The organism is Comamonas halotolerans (genome assembly GCF_030162935.1).
GTDB lineage: Bacteria > Pseudomonadota > Gammaproteobacteria > Burkholderiales > Burkholderiaceae_C > Comamonas > Comamonas halotolerans.
The window spans coordinates 1-16,180 of record NZ_JASAUZ010000018.1; the positions used below are offsets into that span (position 1 = coordinate 1).

Here is a 16,180-nt window from a genome sequence, read left to right on the forward strand (position 1 = left end):
GGTGCAAATCGTATTAATGATGAGGTAGCTCAACCCTGAGGCGAACAACACATTTTGTTTCAGAATATTCGACCTTGCGGAAGACGGACAGCTTCAGAAAGCACGCAAAGCCCGTCACGCCAGACAAGACTTTTGTGGAAGTCTTTCGCATGCCTGTCAGGCTGTTGGAACTGGGGCCAGGAAGAAAGGAATCGGGTCATCGCAACTTGATCTTCGTCCTCCCACAACCATGCCGGAGCAACCATAAAGACATCTCTCAGGACGTACTTCACAAGCACGAAAAAGCCAAAGGGCACAAACAAAAAAGCCCGCCAGCCAAACGGCCAGCGGGCTTGCTCCATCAAGCAAAGCAATGGGGCTTAGGCTGCGTCCTCGGAAGTCTCCGCACGCACATCAAACTCCACCTTCCAACGCTCAGAACCTCCGACTGGCACCGCATTCAGCTCCAGCGTGCCAATGTCGGTCACACGAGCCTCCAGCGTCACGGGAACAACTTCACCAGCGGCACGGCCAGCAGCAGGCAGATTCAACTCAATCTCTTGCAGCTCGATCAGTTCTTCAGGGCCCCAGAACTCCAATAGGGTGCCCACGGTATCTGCACGGCGTACCGACGAACCAAAGAAGCGCAGGCGCACAGGCTCGCCCACCACCAGACCAAACTCCTGATCTGGCAGCGCCACTTCGGTGCCCTCTTCCATCCCAAACGGTGCCACGCACAGGGCTGACAGAGGGGGCTCCATACCCGGGATGGCGGGCATATTGCTTTCCACGCCGACGTAGTACGACTGTGCCGTGCCGCCACGGATGCGCATACCGCGACCGCTTTGGGTGATGTGACCAAAGTAGGCAGCACCACGGGCAACGGCCAGATCCAGGTTGGCACCGTCAAGCAGGCGCGCAGGCTCACTGGCCTCGTCATCCAGCCAGCTGTTGATGACCTCCAGAATGCGCCGCTCGATCTGCGGGGCCTTGAGCACACCGCCGTTGAACAGGATGGCCGTGGGATGCAGGAAAGTGGAACCAGCTTCCTGGCTGCCTTGCAAGCCTTCAATGCTATCCAGCGCATTGACCTGACGGCTCAGGAACGCGGCCAGATGGCGCGTGACAGCTGCGTCCTGGGCATAGGGCAGGCCCAATTGCGTCAGCGCACCACGTGCGCGGGTCTGAGGCTTGGAACTGACTGCGACCTTGGGGAAGAAGCCTTCGACCAGCATGGCCAGCACTTCGTCGCGCGTGACTTCGGTACGGATGCTGCCACCAATGAGCTTGCTGCCGCGACTGGGCACCACCACCGGCACGGATTGCAGCGCCTCATCTGCCAGCAACTGCTCTTTGGCAATGCGGCAGCCATGGGCCAGCGCGCGGGTCTGCCAGGCATCCAGTTGTTTGCCCTCTTGTGCCAGCTTGCGGGCCACACCATAGGCCAGCGCCAGATCCATGTTGTCGCCGCCGAGCAGAATGTGCTCGCCCACAGCAATACGCTGCAACTCCAGATTGCCTTCGCGCTCCAGCACGGCAATCAGCGACAGGTCGGTCGTGCCACCGCCCACGTCCACTACCAGGATGATGTCGCCATGCTTGACCTGTTTGCGCCATTGACCGCCGCTGGCCTGAATCCAGCTGTACAGCGCAGCTTGGGGCTCTTCCAGCAGGGTCAGTTTGGCAAAGCCTGCGGCCTTGCAGGCCTCGGCAGTCAGTTCGCGCGCGGCCGGGTCGAACGAAGCGGGAATGGTGACTGTGATGTCCTGCTCGGCAAACGGTGCTTCTGGGTGCGCCTGCTCCCACGCCCATCGCAGGTGTTCCAGATAGCGAATCGATGCCGTCAGAGGCGAGATACGGCTGACTTCATCAGGCGCATCGGTAGGCAGCAAGGGGCTGCGGCGATCCACACCGGGATGGCACAGCCAGCTTTTGGCGCTGCTGACCAGACGAATGGGCGTGCCGGCACCACGGCTGCGGGCAAACTCACCGACCACAAAGTCTTGCGCGGACTTGCCGGGCAAGCTGCGCTCGGCTTCACTCAGTTCACTGTCGTGGGGCAGATAAAGAAACGATGGCAGCAGCGACTGGCTGTCCACGCTGGCAGGGGCGGTGAGCTGGGGAATAGCCAGCACGCCCTGCTCGACCTTTTCACCATCGCTGGCAGCTTTGTTCACATACGAAAGCGCGCAGTGGGTGGTGCCCAAATCGATACCGATGCTGTAGGTAGCGCCAGCGCTGTGCGCGACACCAAGATCTGGTGCAGGACTGGCAGCAGGCGCTGCAGCGACAGGGGCACCCGCTGGGGCAGTGGACGTGGCAGGCTGGGCTGCGCCAGAAGCAGCGATGGAAGCAAACACGCTCATGGCTTACAGCTCCACTTCCGCCTGGGCAATGACCTTGGCCGCTTGGGTATCGGTCAATTGAGGCAGCCGGGTTTCCGTAACCACCCAGCCACGGTGGCTCAAGGTGCCGGTAAAGGGCGCCTGCCCCACCACATTGCCGGTCAGGCGCACGGCGGCAGGGTCAAAGCCCGCAGGCACAGTCACACGGACACCTTCAACCTCCTGGAACACCGACGCAATGCCGAAATGCTCACGCAAAACCTTGCGGCAGCCTTCGTGCACGACACGTGTGGCCGCTCCAATCTCTGCATCGGTATAAGGCGCAACATCTTCCTGAATAAAGTCCACAAACCGCGCTTCACGCTGCAGCAGACCCAGCAGTTGCAGGGCAGCAGTGTGTGTGGGTACTTCAACGGTTTTTTCGACAATCTTCTCGACAGGCACTTCCACCCGTTTTTCAACCGTCTTTTCGACCACCTTTTCCACTGGCACTTCCACGCGAACTTCGACAATTTTCTCCACAGGCACTTCGACGCGCACTTCTTGCGGGGGGACATCGGCGGCCAAGGCTTCACCACTGCGCACGCGGTTCACATCGGCGGCCAGGCGGCCATTGCCCAAAATGGCAAAGAAACTGCCGATCGCAATCGCGATACGTGAGAGAAAAGATGGAGGAGTGGTGGTGGTCATGAACACAGCTCTTTCAATGCAGCAACGCTACCGGGCAAGTGGACAGCATCGCGCTAACAATGGGGTTGCGTGCTTGGCGCTGCGCAATCCGCGCGCGCCCGCAGGAGGGCCGATGTTACCCAAAGCCCTCATGCCTTGCCGCGGGCCCAGGTATCGACCTGCAATGTCGCACTGTGGCGTGCCGATATCGGCGGCAGCGGATAATGATCGGCTACCTTTCTCATTCCCCATGGATTTGACGCTCGCACCCACGATGGCCCGCTTGCGCTGCCTGGCATTCGCCGCAGCGCCGCAGGGCTGCGCGCGCGTTTTGCGCATGCAGCAAGCGCACAGCCATGGCGTGCCTCCGGCCTTCGTCAGTCTCAGTGGCGTTACGGCCATGCTTTCCGCCGCCGTGCGGAAGGCGTAAGACCACCCTCTTCCCTCCGTACGGCCTGCAACCTCTTGCCACCCAGCAAGGGCATGTGCACACTCTCATAAGGCCCATCTCCATCTGCACAGGCAGTTGGGCTTTGCCACATGCCGTTATCCCTTCACCCGGAACCGACGAGCTTGAACCATGGACATGGAACTGACCCAAACATTTCTACGCGGCAAAAACCCCTGCGCTGCCGGCTACCGCTGGTTTGTGCGCAATGACCTGGGCGGCAAGGACTACCAAAGCGCCATGGACACGCAGGTACGCGCAGGCCGTGTCGAAGATGCGCGCTGGCTGCTCGAGAACTTTGGCGCCACCAACTCGGTGCTGGAGCTGGACCACCTGGAAGCAGACAACTTTGTCTACGCCGGCACGCTGATCGTGCACGGTGATGTGCGCGTGCCCGGCCAACTGCTGGTGGGCCGCAGCCTGCAGGTGGGGGCAGGCATTCGCGCTGGCAAGGTGGAGGTTGGCGAGGACATCCAATGCGGCGGAGCGATTTTTGCCGAAACCTTGCTGCAAGCGGGTGGCACCATCAAGGCCGCCTGGAGCGTGGAAGTGCAAGGCCATGTTCGAGCGGAGCATCTGCGCTGCGGCTGGGAGCTGCGCTGCGACAACGATGTGCAACTGCGTGGCGAAGCCGTCGCCGGGCAAGAGGTTCAGGTGCAAGGCGCCATGCACTGTGGCAAGGGGCTGCGTGCAGGCGGCAGCATCGAGGTGCAGGGGCTGCTTGACGTGGGCCATGGCATTGCCTCCAATGACCACTTGAACTGCGGCAACCATATTCAAGCCGGCTGGGGCATCAAGGCACTGGGTGATATTCGCGCCGCTTGCAGCATTCGCGCCGGCGAGACCTTGCAGGCAGAAGGCGTGATTGCAGCAGGCCAGGGTTACGGTGTATTTGCCGGCATGAATGTGCAGATGGATGCCTGGCCCGATTGCGCCTGGGTACGCGCCCTGCGAAAACCTCAGAGCCTGATCAGTGGCTGGTGGGAAGATCAGGCACAAATGGCCTGATGGCCTGCAAATTGCGGGGTCGCAGATGCCGCAACGGACACACTCTCATCCCCCGCGGCAGCGTTGTCAGTCAATGCGGATACCTGCTTTTTCCACCACTTGCGCGTAGCGCGTGACATCGTTGCGAATGATTTGCGCAAAATCCTGTGCACTGCCTCCAGAGACACGGAGAAAGCTCTTTTCCAGTCCTTTTTGAACCTGTGGGTCATCCAGAACGTCATTGAACGCCTGGTTGAGACGGTTCAGAATCGCCGGAGGGGTTTTGACAGGTGCCAGCACACCGTACCAGACCTCCATGTCAAAGCCCGCCACCCCCTGCTCTGCACCGGTGGGAATACCGGGTGCATAGCTGACGCGCTGAGGGGCAGCAACCGCCAGCGGCTTCAAGCGGCCACTTTCGAGATGGCCCTGGATATTGCTGTAGGAGATGAAAAGCAAATCCACCTGCTTGCCCAATACATTGGGGACGGAGTCTGCGCATCCTTTGAACGGAATATGGTTGATATGGATGCCGGTGGCTTGTTGCAAAAATTCGGCAGACAGATGCAGGGCAGAGCCTGTATCACACGCGGCATAGCTGAAGCCGTTCGGGCGTTTCTTGGCTTGTGCGATGACTTCCTGCAGGCTTGCTGCGCCCAGGTCTGAGCGGGCTGCGACGAACACTGGTGTCTTCGCAATCTGGATGACGGGCGCAAAGCTGGTGAAAGTATCAAACGGCAGATTGCGCATCAAGCTGTGGTTGATCGTGAAGCTATTGGGCACAAATGCGAGCGTGTAACCATCCGGCGAAGACAGGGCAAGCTGCCTCAAACCGATGCTCCCCCCCGCCCCAGGCTTGTTTTCCACGATAACGGGCTGACCCAGCCGCTCCTTGAGCTGATTGGCAATCAGCCGCGCAGCCGTATCCACGCCACCACCTGCCGTGACCGGCACGATGAATCTGATGGGCTTGTCGGGATAAGGGGATGCGGTTGCTTGTGCATGCACGGTGGCGCTAGCCACCAGCGCACCAACCGCCGTCAGAGTCAACAAAGCCTGCATATCTATTCCTTTTCGCATTCAATGCGCCGATGCTAGAAAAGGCCACACACCAACCAAGCTGTTGTTTTCCCTATGTTTATTTCGACTAACTGAAACGTTGATATGCACAAACCGGATACATCAGCACCTTCCCGGCTCTGTGCTACACCGTCTGTACGAACTGCTGTGGCACAGCCACTCCCTGGTCTTCGCTGAAGCTAGCCATCAAGCGCCACCTGATGCGCCAGCTGGCTGAAGCGCCGCAAGTCATTGCCCATGCGCTCGGACAATGCCTGCGCTCCATCAACGGCCACACTGACTCCTTGGGCAGCAAGCCATCTACGCAAATCTGCCGATTCTGCCGCTGCCGCAAACTGCTGCCCCAGCCGCTGCACTACCTCGGAGGATGTCCCCGCTGGCGCGACCAAGCCAAACCAGCTGTCAAGTTCCACGCCCGCAAACCCCGCTTCAGCCATGGTAGGCACCTGCGGCAGCAAGGCAGAGCGCCGTGCCGATGCCAGCGCCAGAAATTTCACCTTGCCTTGTGCCGCCTGGCTCTGCAGGGATGCGTAGGTACTAAAAACCATATCCAGCCGGCCCGCAAGCAAATCCATGTTCATAGGACCTCCACCCGCGGCATACGGCACGTGAACAATCCGGTTTTGCGGAGCTTTTTGCGCCAGCATGGCTCCCAGAAGATGCCCGGGAGAACCGATGCCCTGGGAACCATAGCTCAGCCCCTGCGCCTGCTGCCCAGCCCACTCCAGAAGGTGCGAGACGGTGTGCACGGGAACACGCGCAGGCACAACCAGAAAATTTGAAAAATAGAACAGTTGAGTGATCGGTGCGAAATCAAGCAGCGGGTTGTAGCCCAACGGCTGCATCGCGGGCAATATGGCGTGGCTGCCGACGTTGGCAGCCAGCAGTGTCAGCCCATCCGGTGGCGCTTGCTTCACGGCCATGGCTGCGATGGCACCGCCACCACCTGGCCGGTTTTCAACCACAAAGACCGGTCCTCCCTGCTCGGTCACGCGCTGAGCCAGGGCCCGGGTGAACACATCCGAGTTGGCGCCCGCCGCATAAGGAATCACCAGCTTGACTGGCGGACCTGCCTGCGGCTTCGCGATCACATGACGTGCCAGGCCAGCACAGGCGCTGGCCACGAGAAAATGCCGCCGTTGCACCATATCAACACCTCGCAGGCTGGTTTCAGAAACGGTGATGCAGGCCGACATCCATGCCTGTCGTAGCGGACAGACCGCGGCCTTTGGCACGTGCAACATCGGTATAGATTTTGGTGCGCTTGCTGAGCCAGTGGTGGTAGCCCACACCCCATTTTTGGGTGCGCATTTCGGATGAGAGTTTCTGCTGCGTGACCACTGCCAACACTTCCCCCGCGCCGTCACGATAGCTCGCGCCCAATGTCCAGTTGCGCCTTGCCTGGTCCTGCACACGCACACGGGTGTGCGAGGCACGAAATACCCAGCGATCCCAGCGGTAGTTGCCCGTCAGAATCCACAAATCGTTGTGTCCCTGCCGAGCATCCTTACGATCCCAGCCGAGTCCGGCATACCAGGGGCCTTGCTCGTAGCTGATGCTGGCACCGCGCTCGTTGCTCACGCCTTCCTGCTCACTGAAACTGACCGCCAACTGAGCACTCAGGCCCTGATAATTCGGCGTTCTATAGTGCAGCGCGTTGTTCATGCGCGAAGCACCACCGCTGCTGGTATAGCCCAGCCAGGCCTGTGCAATGCCGACCTGCGCCACCGTATCAAAAGCAAAAGGATCTGCGCGCGAGGTCATCTGATGGGCCGGTGCGTAGTCACGCCCCAGTCTGACCTCTCCAAAACCGCCGGACAAACCCACCCATGACTGGGCGTGCCAGAACATGGCTGACGACATGGGATGACCATTATCTGGCGTGAAAGAGTGCTCCAGCACAAAGTGCGCGCGCAAGCCTCGCCCCAAGTCCTCCATACCCCTGAAGCCGATGCGCGAACGTGCACCAGGCATCACGTGCAGCGCCGTGTTGGCCGGAGCACCATGTAGCAGCGTCTGCCCATCGTTGCGTTGGACAAGGCCCAGATCGACTGTGCCGAAAATCGCCACCTGCGACGACGGAGCTGCCAGGCTGCTTGAAGCGGCACATGCCGCAGCCAGAATCAAAGCGTATTTCATAGGATGAGGAAGTAACGTTGACTGCGCTATCCCGGTCTGCACCAGGACAGCTCTGCGCACAGCCGCAATCAATCGGCCCTGGCGCCAACGCGAGCGACTACACGCCCCAGGCGCTCAATGTCGCTGCGCATCAAGTTCGTGAACTGCACTGGCGTCATAGCCATGGCCTGCACACCCTGGTCTGCCATCTGCTGGACCAGCTCCGGCTTGCTCAGCACCTGAGCGAACAACTTGTGCAAACGCTGCACTTCGCTGTCAGGCATTGCAGAGCTGGCCACCAATCCAAACCAGTTATCGAGCAACACATCGCCATACCCGGCCTCGGCCAAGGTGGGCACCTGAGGCAGAACATCCAGACGCTGATCGCTGGCAACCGCCAGCACCCGTAGCAGGCCTTGCTCTACCTGACGCTGGATGGAGCTGTAGGACACGAAAAAGCAATCCACGCGCCCAGCCATCAAATCAATCACCGCTGGCGCGGCACCTTTGTACGGAACGTGCAGCATCTGTGTGGCGCCACTGGCTTGCTTGAGCATTTCACCCAGCAGGTGTCCACCGGAACCGCTACCGGCTGAGGCGAAGGTGATGCCATTTTTTTTGCCCTGCGCCACCAGGGATGCCACATCATTGGCCGGGCTTTTCGCAGGAACCGCCAAAACGCTCGGAAAGCGCCACAACAAAGTGACAGGGGCAAAGTCCTTGATTGCGTCATATGGCAACCGCTCGCCATACAACGGCACATTGATGGCATGCGAACCCACGTTGGCAATAAAAAGCTGTTTGCCTCCCGCTGACGCGTGCTTGACGTATTCGGCGCCGATGATGCCGTTGGCGCCTGGGCGGTTATCGACCACGACGGTGGAGCCAGATTGCCGACTCGCCTCTCGCGCCACCAGCCGCGCCAATGTATCCACACTGGCTCCGGGAGCAAAAGGGACAACCAGTGTGATGACACCATCTCCATGTGCCCATGCCGCCGGACTGCTTGCGAGCACCGCACTGGCGACCATCGTGAGTAATTTTCTGCGTTGCATATCAGGGCTTTTTCAAACTGGGAACCCCATTCTTCAAAACCCTTGACCTGCAGCAACACACCAATGTGAATGACAGCTATGCAATAAATTGGCCGCAGCGCCATTCCCTTGGCAGCATTGGCGCGCATGCACTTGCACTCAGGGCAAACGATAGTGAGCCTGTTTGACAACAAAGCTGCACCGTTGAAACTGCTTCGGCTTGCGCCCCCTTTTTTGACGCAACCTGAAGGCGTCCGCTGCGCTGCTTGCGAGCCAAGCATGCAAAGTGGCGCGAGGGTACCCGGTTGTTTTCAACGAGGATCACGACGGCTGCCACCTAAACTTACAATCCGCTGGTACTTCGCCAGCATCTGTTTTACGTCTCCACCGAGGGCTTCCCACGTGTTTACCGGCATCATCCAAGCTGTGGCAACCATTGCCGCGCTGCACGACCAAGACGGTCTGCGTACCTTCACCATGGAATTTCCCGAAGGGTTCTGCCAGGACCTGGCGATTGGAGCCAGTGTGTCCCACGACGGTGTGTGCCTGACAGTGACCGAGAATATCTCGCCCACTCGCGCCACGTTCGATGTGATGCAGCAAAGCCTGAACATCACCACGCTGGGGCAATACCAGGTGGGCGACAAGCTGAATGTGGAGCGTGCCGCCAAAGATGGTGCAGAGATTGGAGGCCACCCACTGTCGGGCCATGTGGATTTCACCGCGCCAGTGCTGGAGGTGCTGAGCACCGACACCAACCACAAGATCCGCTTTGGGATCCCCGAGGCCTTCCGCCACTATGTGTTTGCCAAAGGCTATATCGCCATCAATGGCGCCAGCCTGACGGTGGCTGAGGTGGATCGCAAGGCTGGCTGGTTCGAGGTCTGGCTGATTCCCGAGACCCTGCGCATGACCGTATTTGGCGACAAGGCAGTGGGCGACCTTGTCAACGTGGAAATCGAGCGCAGCACCCAGGTGGTGGTCGACACGGTGCGTGAAACGGTGGAAGCCAGCCTGGGCAAGCTCAAGCCTGTTCTAGAAATGCTGCTGAAAGAAAAAGGGCTGAGTCTGGACGATTTTGTCGATGTACCTGCCATCCCAGATAAGCGGACGTAAGCACGGGTCAGCACCTCAACAAAAACAAAAAGGACTTCAGAGCCATCGTTCTGAAGTCCTTTTTTCATGGTCTGCGTTAGGTTACCGCTCAGGCCTGAAAGCGCCGCAATCGCAGGGCATTGGTCAGCACAAACACGCTGGACATGGCCATGGCGCCTGCGGCAAACATGGGCGAGAGCAGCGTGCCGTTGACAGGATAAAGCAAGCCTGCCGCCACAGGAATCAACGCCACGTTGTAGGCAAAGGCCCAGAACAGGTTTTGCCGGATATTGGCCATGGTGGCATGGCTCAGTGCCATGGCCTTGGGCACACCCTGCAAGTCTCCCGACATCAGCACCACGTCCGCCGACTCGATGGCTATATCGGTTCCGGTTCCAATCGCCACACCCACATCAGCCTGTGCCAAGGCAGGGGCATCGTTGATGCCATCGCCCACATAGGCCAGCGCGCCGTATTGCGCTTGCAGTCGCTTGACCGCATCCACCTTGCCACCCGGCAGCACTTCGGCCACCACTTCGTCAATACCCAGCTGGCGGGCAATGGCCTGCGCCGTGTGGCGGTTGTCGCCCGTAATCATGGCCACCTTCAGGCCCAGCCGGTGCAGCGCATCAATGGCTTCAGGCGTGGAGTCTTTGACAGGGTCGGCCACCGCGATCATGGCCGCCAGACGGCCATCCACAGCCACGTACAGCGGCGTTTTGCCTTCGCTGCCCAGACGTGCAGCCTCTTCAGCAAAGCCTTGCACGCTCAAGCCCAGCTCAAGCATCCAGCGGTCTGCGCCAATTTCGAGGCGCGCGCCCAGCACCTCGGCGCGCACGCCACGTCCGGTTAGCGATTCAAACGCTTGGGCTGCGGGAACGCTGATGCCTTCTGCCTTGGCTCCATCCACAATTGCACGCGCAATCGGGTGCTCGGATTTGTCTTCCACGGCGGCAACTTGCGCCAGTACCTGCGCGCGATCAAATCCTTCGGCGAGCAGCACATCGGTCAGCTCGGGCTTGCCTTTGGTGAGCGTGCCCGTTTTGTCGACGGCCACCACTTTGGCATCCTTGAGTTGCTGCAAGGCTTCGCCCTTGCGCAGCAACACCCCCATTTGCGCCGCGCGCCCCGTCCCCACCATGATGGAGGTGGGAGTTGCCAGCCCCATGGCACAGGGGCAGGCAATGATGAGCACCGCCACCGCGTTGACCAATGCCAGGCTCAACGCTGGCTCCGGCCCCCAGACCATCCAGCCGATGAATGTGAGCAGTGCCACGGCCATGACGGCGGGCACAAACCACATGGTGACCTTGTCCACCAGCGCCTGGATCGGCAGTTTGGCCCCTTGCGCCTGCTCCACCATGCGAATGATGTGCGAGAGCAAGGTGTCGGCCCCTACCTTGGTTGCCTGCATGAGCAGCGCGCCCTGCTGATTCACCGTTCCGCCAATCAAGGCTGCCTGCGCGGTTTTCTCAACCGGCACTGGCTCGCCACTGATCATGGACTCATCCACAAAGCTGCGCCCCTCCAGCACCACGCCATCGACAGGAATGCGCTCACCAGGGCGCACTTCCAGCACATCGCCTTGGCGCACTTGTGCAATCTCGATTTCCTGCACGGCACCATCGCGCCGCACGCGTGCAGTCTTGGCTTGCAGCTGCACCAGTTGCTGTATGGCTTGCGAGGTGTTGCCCTTGGCACGCGCTTCCATAAAACGACCCAGCAAAATCAGCACGATGATGACGGCTGCGGACTCGTAATACACATGCGTGCTGCCCGCAGGCAGCCATTGCGGCGCAAAAGTTGCCACCAGCGAGTAGCCATAGGCCGCCAGCGTACCCACGGCCACCAGGGAGTTCATATCGGGCGCAGCACGCAGCAGAGCGGGAATACCTTTGGCATAAAAACTGCGGCCTGGCCCGATCAGCACCAATGTGGTCAGCGCAAACTGCAGCAGCCAGCTGTTTTGCATGCCGATGCTGCGATCTATCCAATGGTGAAACGCTGGCCAGACGTGACCGCCCATTTCAAGCACAAACACGGGAATTGCCAGCAGCGCCGCCCCCCACAGCCCACGCCGCAGACGCACGCTTTCTTGTGCGTGGCGCTGTGCCACTGCATCGCTGCCAGTGGCTTGCTGTGATTGTGATGGCACCTGTTGCGCGGGATAGCCCGCCTTTTCCAGCGCAGCCAACAAAGGCTGCATGGCGGTGCCTGCCAGCACCTGCACCTGCGCGCGCTCTGTTGCCAGATTCACCTGCGCGGCCAATACTCCGGGCTGCTTTTTGAGCACGCGCTCTACCCGCCCTACGCAAGAGGCACAGGTCATCTCCTGCACCTGCAAGTCCACCGTCTGCTGCGGCACGGCATAGCCAGCCTTTTCAATTGCCGCTATGGCTGCTGCCACATCCGGCGTGGCATCGAACTGGATTTGCGCGTTTTCGGTAGCCAGATTCACGCTGGCATCCTGCACGCCAGGCAGTTTCTTGAGCGTGCGCTCCACCCGCCCCACACAGGATGCACAGGTCATGCCCTCAACAGGCAAAACCACCATGGAAGAAGAATGAGATGCTTGAGCTGACATGGCATCACTGTACGTCTTTCGCAACGCCCATGCAGCGCCACAAAACAAAGGGCTGCCCAAGGCAGCCCAAAGACAGTCTCCAAACGACACCTTCAGCGCGTGTGCGCGCCAATCTCTTCCCACTTCAGTGCAGCCAAGTGCTTGAGCGCCATAGTCTCGGCACTTGCCAGACGCTGTGATTGCAGCTGCAGTTCGGGCTTTTTCGCCAGAAATTGGGTAAAGGCTGCAGCGTCATAGCTATAGGGTTGGCCATCCAGGGCATCCAGCAAGCGCAGCAGCATCAAGTTGCCTTGGCGGCCACGATGCACGGAGCGTTCCATACGCCATAGTGCAAAGCACGCCATCATGGCGGGCAGCAACACGCCCAGCACGCCCACATCCGGTGTGGTGAAGCCCTGGTACATGACATAGACCATGGCAAGCACAATCACCCCAAACAGCATCGCGATGCCGTAGTGACGCTTGGCGATACGGTCTTGGTGCGCCACTGCCGCCCGCACGAACGCCGTGGGTTGCTCCAGCATCTGCTGCACGCCCAGGCCCAGATCATTGCCATGCGACTGTTTGGCCAAAGACAGCACGATATAGACCTGCTCCACATCGCTTGCAGACAGGAAGGCATCAAAACTATCGGGACTGGAGCTGTTTTTTTTCGTACGAGGCATGGTGCAGACAAGGCGCTTTCACAGAACCGCCACTCTAACGATTTCACAGCCACACTGCTTTGTGACTGCTAAAAGCCGCCTACTGTCCATGCGCTCCGCCATCACACCATGTTCAGCAATAAAAAAATGCCATGGTGCGCAAACACACCATGGCAACAAGCGCAATGCCGCAGTGCGCTCTGGAAACGCCGAAAACTACAGACCTTGTCCCAGCAATTTGCCGTTCACCTCAACGCCGTACAAAGACTGGGGCGTATCGTGAAAAGCCTCCCGCGTTTTGGCAACACTGCCATTGAAACGAGGGTCCTGGGGACGCTCAAAGCTGTTGATGTATGTGGCGACATCCCAGGCTTCCTGGTCGGAGAGCTCGTTGTGCAGACCATAGGGCATATTGCTCTTGATGAAGTTGGCAGCCTTGTCAATTTCATGCATGCCTGCGCCCCAGTTATAGGAGTCAGCCCCCCATAACGCAGGAAAGACGACAACTTCCGCACTTTTCTGCCCTTGCCCATCCTCACCATGACACAGCGCACACTTGGCCGTATAGACCTTCAACCCCTCTTCAAACCTCGGAGTACGCTCTGCCTTGCCCACCTTGGCAAAACCCGCGCCAGGCAGGACCTCACCAGTAGGTGCTTTTTGTGCCATCCAGTACGCATAGGCTTCCAGAGAAACCAGAATGTCGTGCCCATCATCTGGCGCCTTGCCATTCATGGAGTACATAAAGCATCCACGCACACGTTCGGCAAAAGTATCCACATGGTCTGTTTTTTTACGATAGGCCGGGTACAAGGGATATGCCCCCCATAAGGGCGCAGAATCTTTAAGGCGACCTGCATCCAGGTGACAGTTCACGCAGTTGAGTGAGTTGCCCGAAAAGCCCACTGCATTTTCTGGCGTGCGCATGAAAATCGCCTCACCACGCTGAATCCACTTGCCCATCGGCGTATCCGGGATCTGGCGGGCATCGGGTGGAGAAAAGCTGGCCAGCACCGCACTGTGCTCTGGCTGCTGGGCAGCGTCCGCAGCGGGTGCTGCTAGTTTTTCCGGCTGGCTATACACAATGCCAACAATTGCAGCTACCAGCGGGATAGCGGCCACAGCAACAGCCAGCGCTGCTCCCAGGCGACCTTGTTTGTCCTGGTTCTTGGCTGTTTCAAAATCATGCATGGAAACCTCCTTACGCTTACTGGGCCTGCTGCAAATTGCGGTAGTACTCCGCAACATCCGCAATGTCCTGAGGGCTGAGCTTTTTCGCCACCGCCCCCATCAGTCCGAGAGGCCCCGCATCACGACTTCCCTTGTTCCACGCTTGAACCTGGCTGTTCATATACGCTTCGCCCAGATGCGCGATCGCTGGGAAGTCATTGCCAACACCAGCACCGCCTGGACCATGGCACTTCGAGCACGCAGGAATACCGTCTGCCCAGCGCCCTCGCTCAGCCAGCCAAGCGCCATTGCCATCTTCCGCTGTTGGCAGCCTTCCCTGTACGGCTTTCACAGGCAGCGTCATGCCCGCATAAAACGCTGCAACATCAGCCCGCTCCTGCTCAGTCAAGGCTTTGGCCACTCCCGACATTTCGGCTTGTTTGCGCAGGTTGCTGGCAAACGCCTGAAGCTGGCGCTGCAAATATCCTGCAGGCTGCCCTGCCAGAGGAGGATAAGTTCCTCGTCCCTCTCCTTGGGCGCCATGACAACTGGCACAGGCAGGAGCCCCCTTCTGGCTGCCTGACTGCGCAATGCGTGCCCCCACCTCAGGGTTGGAGATGGTGTGTTGCGCACTGGCGGCCATGCTTGCTGCAGCAAACCAGAAGCCGACCCAGACTTGAATTAAAACTGGCATGGTGTTGGATTTTTTTTCAATCAAATTGCTTGCGCTTTTCCAGCTTCGCAGCGCACAGTGACTGTGCTTGAGTCGCTGCAGCAATGAAACTGGCAAGAGCAAAGACGCACTGATGCAGACTAAAGACAGGCGGCAAGCCCATTTCTGCTCACAGTGCGCCACCATCTCCCACTCAAATTAAGCAAGCATTAACACCGACAAAAAGCGATGGGTACGCCCCACCACACTGGTCGTCTGCACTACACCGCTTAAGCTCCCTGTTCACCCGCTTTTCCTGCCTATGCTCAATCTTGGTCCGTTAGCTTTGCCTTGGGGCTTGTTGCTGCTGCTAGTCAGTTGGCAGTTCGGCACTTGGCTGGCACACCGCCACGCCCGGAGCCAGCACCTTGAACTTCGCTGGCATGCTTATGCCTTGCCTTTGGCGATAGTCATGGGTGCCCGGCTGGGCTTTGTTGTGGAGCACAGTCAGGCATATGCCGCAGCTCCTTTGCAGATCATCGACATTCGCGACGGCGGCTGGAACTCCTGGGTGGGGCTGGCCGTGGGAGTGGTTTATGTCGCAGCGATGGTGTGGCGCAAACGCCCCGTAAATCGCGCCTTGCTGTCTGGTTTTTCCCTGGCAGCCCTCATTTGGCTCACAGGGCAGGCATTGCTACATCTTAAGCATCCGGTTCAAACCAACCTGCCCAGCTTTAGCACGCTCAATCTACTTGGCGAATCGGTTCAACTGGACTCCCTCAAAGGGCAGCCCGTTGTGGTCAATCTGTGGGCTTCATGGTGCCCACCTTGCAGGCGAGAGATGCCTGTGCTGATGGCAGGCCAACAAAACCATCCGAACATTCAATTTATATGGATCAATCAGGGAGAGCCCGCCCAGCTAGTGCACCGCTATGCCTTGCAACAAGGTTTGCCCCCTGCACAAACCTGGCTAGACCCTTCGCTGGCCCTCACACAAAGCCTGCAGCAGCGCAGCCTGCCAACCACGCTTTTCTATGATGCTGCCGGCAATTTGACTGCTATCCGCAATGGCGAGCTTTCAACAGCAACACTTGAAAGCCATGTGGAAGCGATCCTCCAGCCTGGCAACTGAGTGCAAACAGCCACTGTCATTTAGCAAATTGGGCACCGCAACCAGATTCTGGCTGGCAACACCCACCACCCTACCTCCCCACAAAGATGCTCAGCCCGTCGTAGGGCCGCGGTGAGGCTTCGATGAACTACGAAGAGCCGCTAACACTACCCAGCAAACCGAAGGTTTGCGGTTGAGACGAGGCGCGAAGCCGCAGGCAGTGCTGACGTACGACAAGGTGAAGCAACGACGTATCAAGGGTTG

14 protein-coding genes are annotated in these 16,180 nt (G+C 59.2%); 4 read left to right on the forward strand and 10 right to left on the reverse strand.

What is annotated here, in order from left to right; genetic code table 11:
- Positions 1-359: 359 nt before the first annotated feature.
- Together QEP11_RS10255 and QEP11_RS10260 are read right to left on the reverse strand one after the other, a co-directional pair.
- Positions 360-2,345, reverse strand: coding sequence for an Hsp70 family protein (locus QEP11_RS10255; RefSeq protein WP_284336556.1), 1,986 nt, complete (start codon positions 2,343-2,345; stop codon positions 360-362).
- A 3-nt stretch (positions 2,346-2,348) separates the two neighbouring features.
- Complete coding sequence (locus QEP11_RS10260) at positions 2,349-3,014, reverse strand: DUF2760 domain-containing protein (RefSeq protein ID WP_284336557.1); 666 nt, start codon at positions 3,012-3,014, stop codon at positions 2,349-2,351.
- A gap of 229 nt (positions 3,015-3,243) precedes the next feature.
- On the opposite strand from QEP11_RS10260, the gene QEP11_RS10265 reads away from it, so the two are divergent.
- Positions 3,244-3,423, forward strand: a complete 180-nt coding sequence (locus QEP11_RS10265; RefSeq protein WP_284336558.1) for a hypothetical protein — start codon at positions 3,244-3,246, stop codon at positions 3,421-3,423.
- A gap of 150 nt (positions 3,424-3,573) precedes the next feature.
- The gene (locus QEP11_RS10270; RefSeq protein ID WP_284336559.1) at positions 3,574-4,449 is read left to right on the forward strand and encodes a hypothetical protein; all 876 of its coding nucleotides are present in this window, start codon (positions 3,574-3,576) and stop codon (positions 4,447-4,449) included.
- Between the two features lie 66 nt (positions 4,450-4,515).
- Here QEP11_RS10270 and QEP11_RS10275 read toward each other — a convergent pair whose 3' ends face one another.
- The 4 genes from QEP11_RS10275 to QEP11_RS10290 all read right to left on the reverse strand — a co-directional run bounded on the left by QEP11_RS10275 (position 4,516) and on the right by QEP11_RS10290 (position 8,681).
- Positions 4,516-5,490: a Bug family tripartite tricarboxylate transporter substrate binding protein gene (locus tag QEP11_RS10275; RefSeq protein WP_284336560.1), complete on the reverse strand. Its 975-nt coding sequence runs from the start codon at positions 5,488-5,490 to the stop codon at positions 4,516-4,518.
- A gap of 197 nt (positions 5,491-5,687) precedes the next feature.
- A complete protein-coding gene (locus tag QEP11_RS10280; protein WP_284336561.1) occupies positions 5,688-6,752 on the reverse strand; it encodes a Bug family tripartite tricarboxylate transporter substrate binding protein in 1,065 nt (354 codons plus the stop codon).
- Complete coding sequence (locus QEP11_RS10285; protein WP_284336562.1) at positions 6,679-7,647, reverse strand: porin; 969 nt, start codon at positions 7,645-7,647, stop codon at positions 6,679-6,681. Before QEP11_RS10285 ends, QEP11_RS10280 begins: the two co-directional genes overlap by 74 nt.
- Positions 7,648-7,715: 68 nt before the next feature.
- Positions 7,716-8,681: a Bug family tripartite tricarboxylate transporter substrate binding protein gene (locus QEP11_RS10290; protein WP_284336563.1), complete on the reverse strand. Its 966-nt coding sequence runs from the start codon at positions 8,679-8,681 to the stop codon at positions 7,716-7,718.
- 381 nt (positions 8,682-9,062) lie between these two features.
- Between QEP11_RS10290 and QEP11_RS10295 the strand changes: the two genes are divergently transcribed.
- The gene (locus tag QEP11_RS10295; RefSeq protein WP_284336564.1) at positions 9,063-9,776 is read left to right on the forward strand and encodes a riboflavin synthase subunit alpha; all 714 of its coding nucleotides are present in this window, start codon (positions 9,063-9,065) and stop codon (positions 9,774-9,776) included.
- A gap of 88 nt (positions 9,777-9,864) precedes the next feature.
- Here the strand turns inward: QEP11_RS10295 and QEP11_RS10300 are convergent, their stop codons facing one another.
- From QEP11_RS10300 to QEP11_RS10315, 4 genes are all read right to left on the reverse strand, one after another.
- A complete protein-coding gene (locus tag QEP11_RS10300; RefSeq protein WP_284336565.1) occupies positions 9,865-12,339 on the reverse strand; it encodes a heavy metal translocating P-type ATPase in 2,475 nt (824 codons plus the stop codon).
- Positions 12,340-12,431: 92 nt separating this feature from the next.
- Positions 12,432-13,004: a hypothetical protein gene (locus tag QEP11_RS10305; protein ID WP_284336566.1), complete on the reverse strand. Its 573-nt coding sequence runs from the start codon at positions 13,002-13,004 to the stop codon at positions 12,432-12,434.
- Positions 13,005-13,199: 195 nt separating this feature from the next.
- Positions 13,200-14,174, reverse strand: coding sequence for a c-type cytochrome (locus tag QEP11_RS10310; RefSeq protein WP_284336567.1), 975 nt, complete (start codon positions 14,172-14,174; stop codon positions 13,200-13,202).
- A gap of 16 nt (positions 14,175-14,190) precedes the next feature.
- Complete coding sequence (locus QEP11_RS10315; RefSeq protein WP_413788716.1) at positions 14,191-14,847, reverse strand: c-type cytochrome; 657 nt, start codon at positions 14,845-14,847, stop codon at positions 14,191-14,193.
- A gap of 280 nt (positions 14,848-15,127) precedes the next feature.
- Here QEP11_RS10315 and QEP11_RS10320 point away from each other — a divergent pair, with 280 nt between their 5' ends.
- On the forward strand, positions 15,128-15,937 hold the full coding sequence (locus QEP11_RS10320; protein ID WP_284336568.1) for a TlpA disulfide reductase family protein: 810 nt from the start codon (positions 15,128-15,130) through the stop codon (positions 15,935-15,937).
- Positions 15,938-16,180 lie beyond the last annotated feature (243 nt).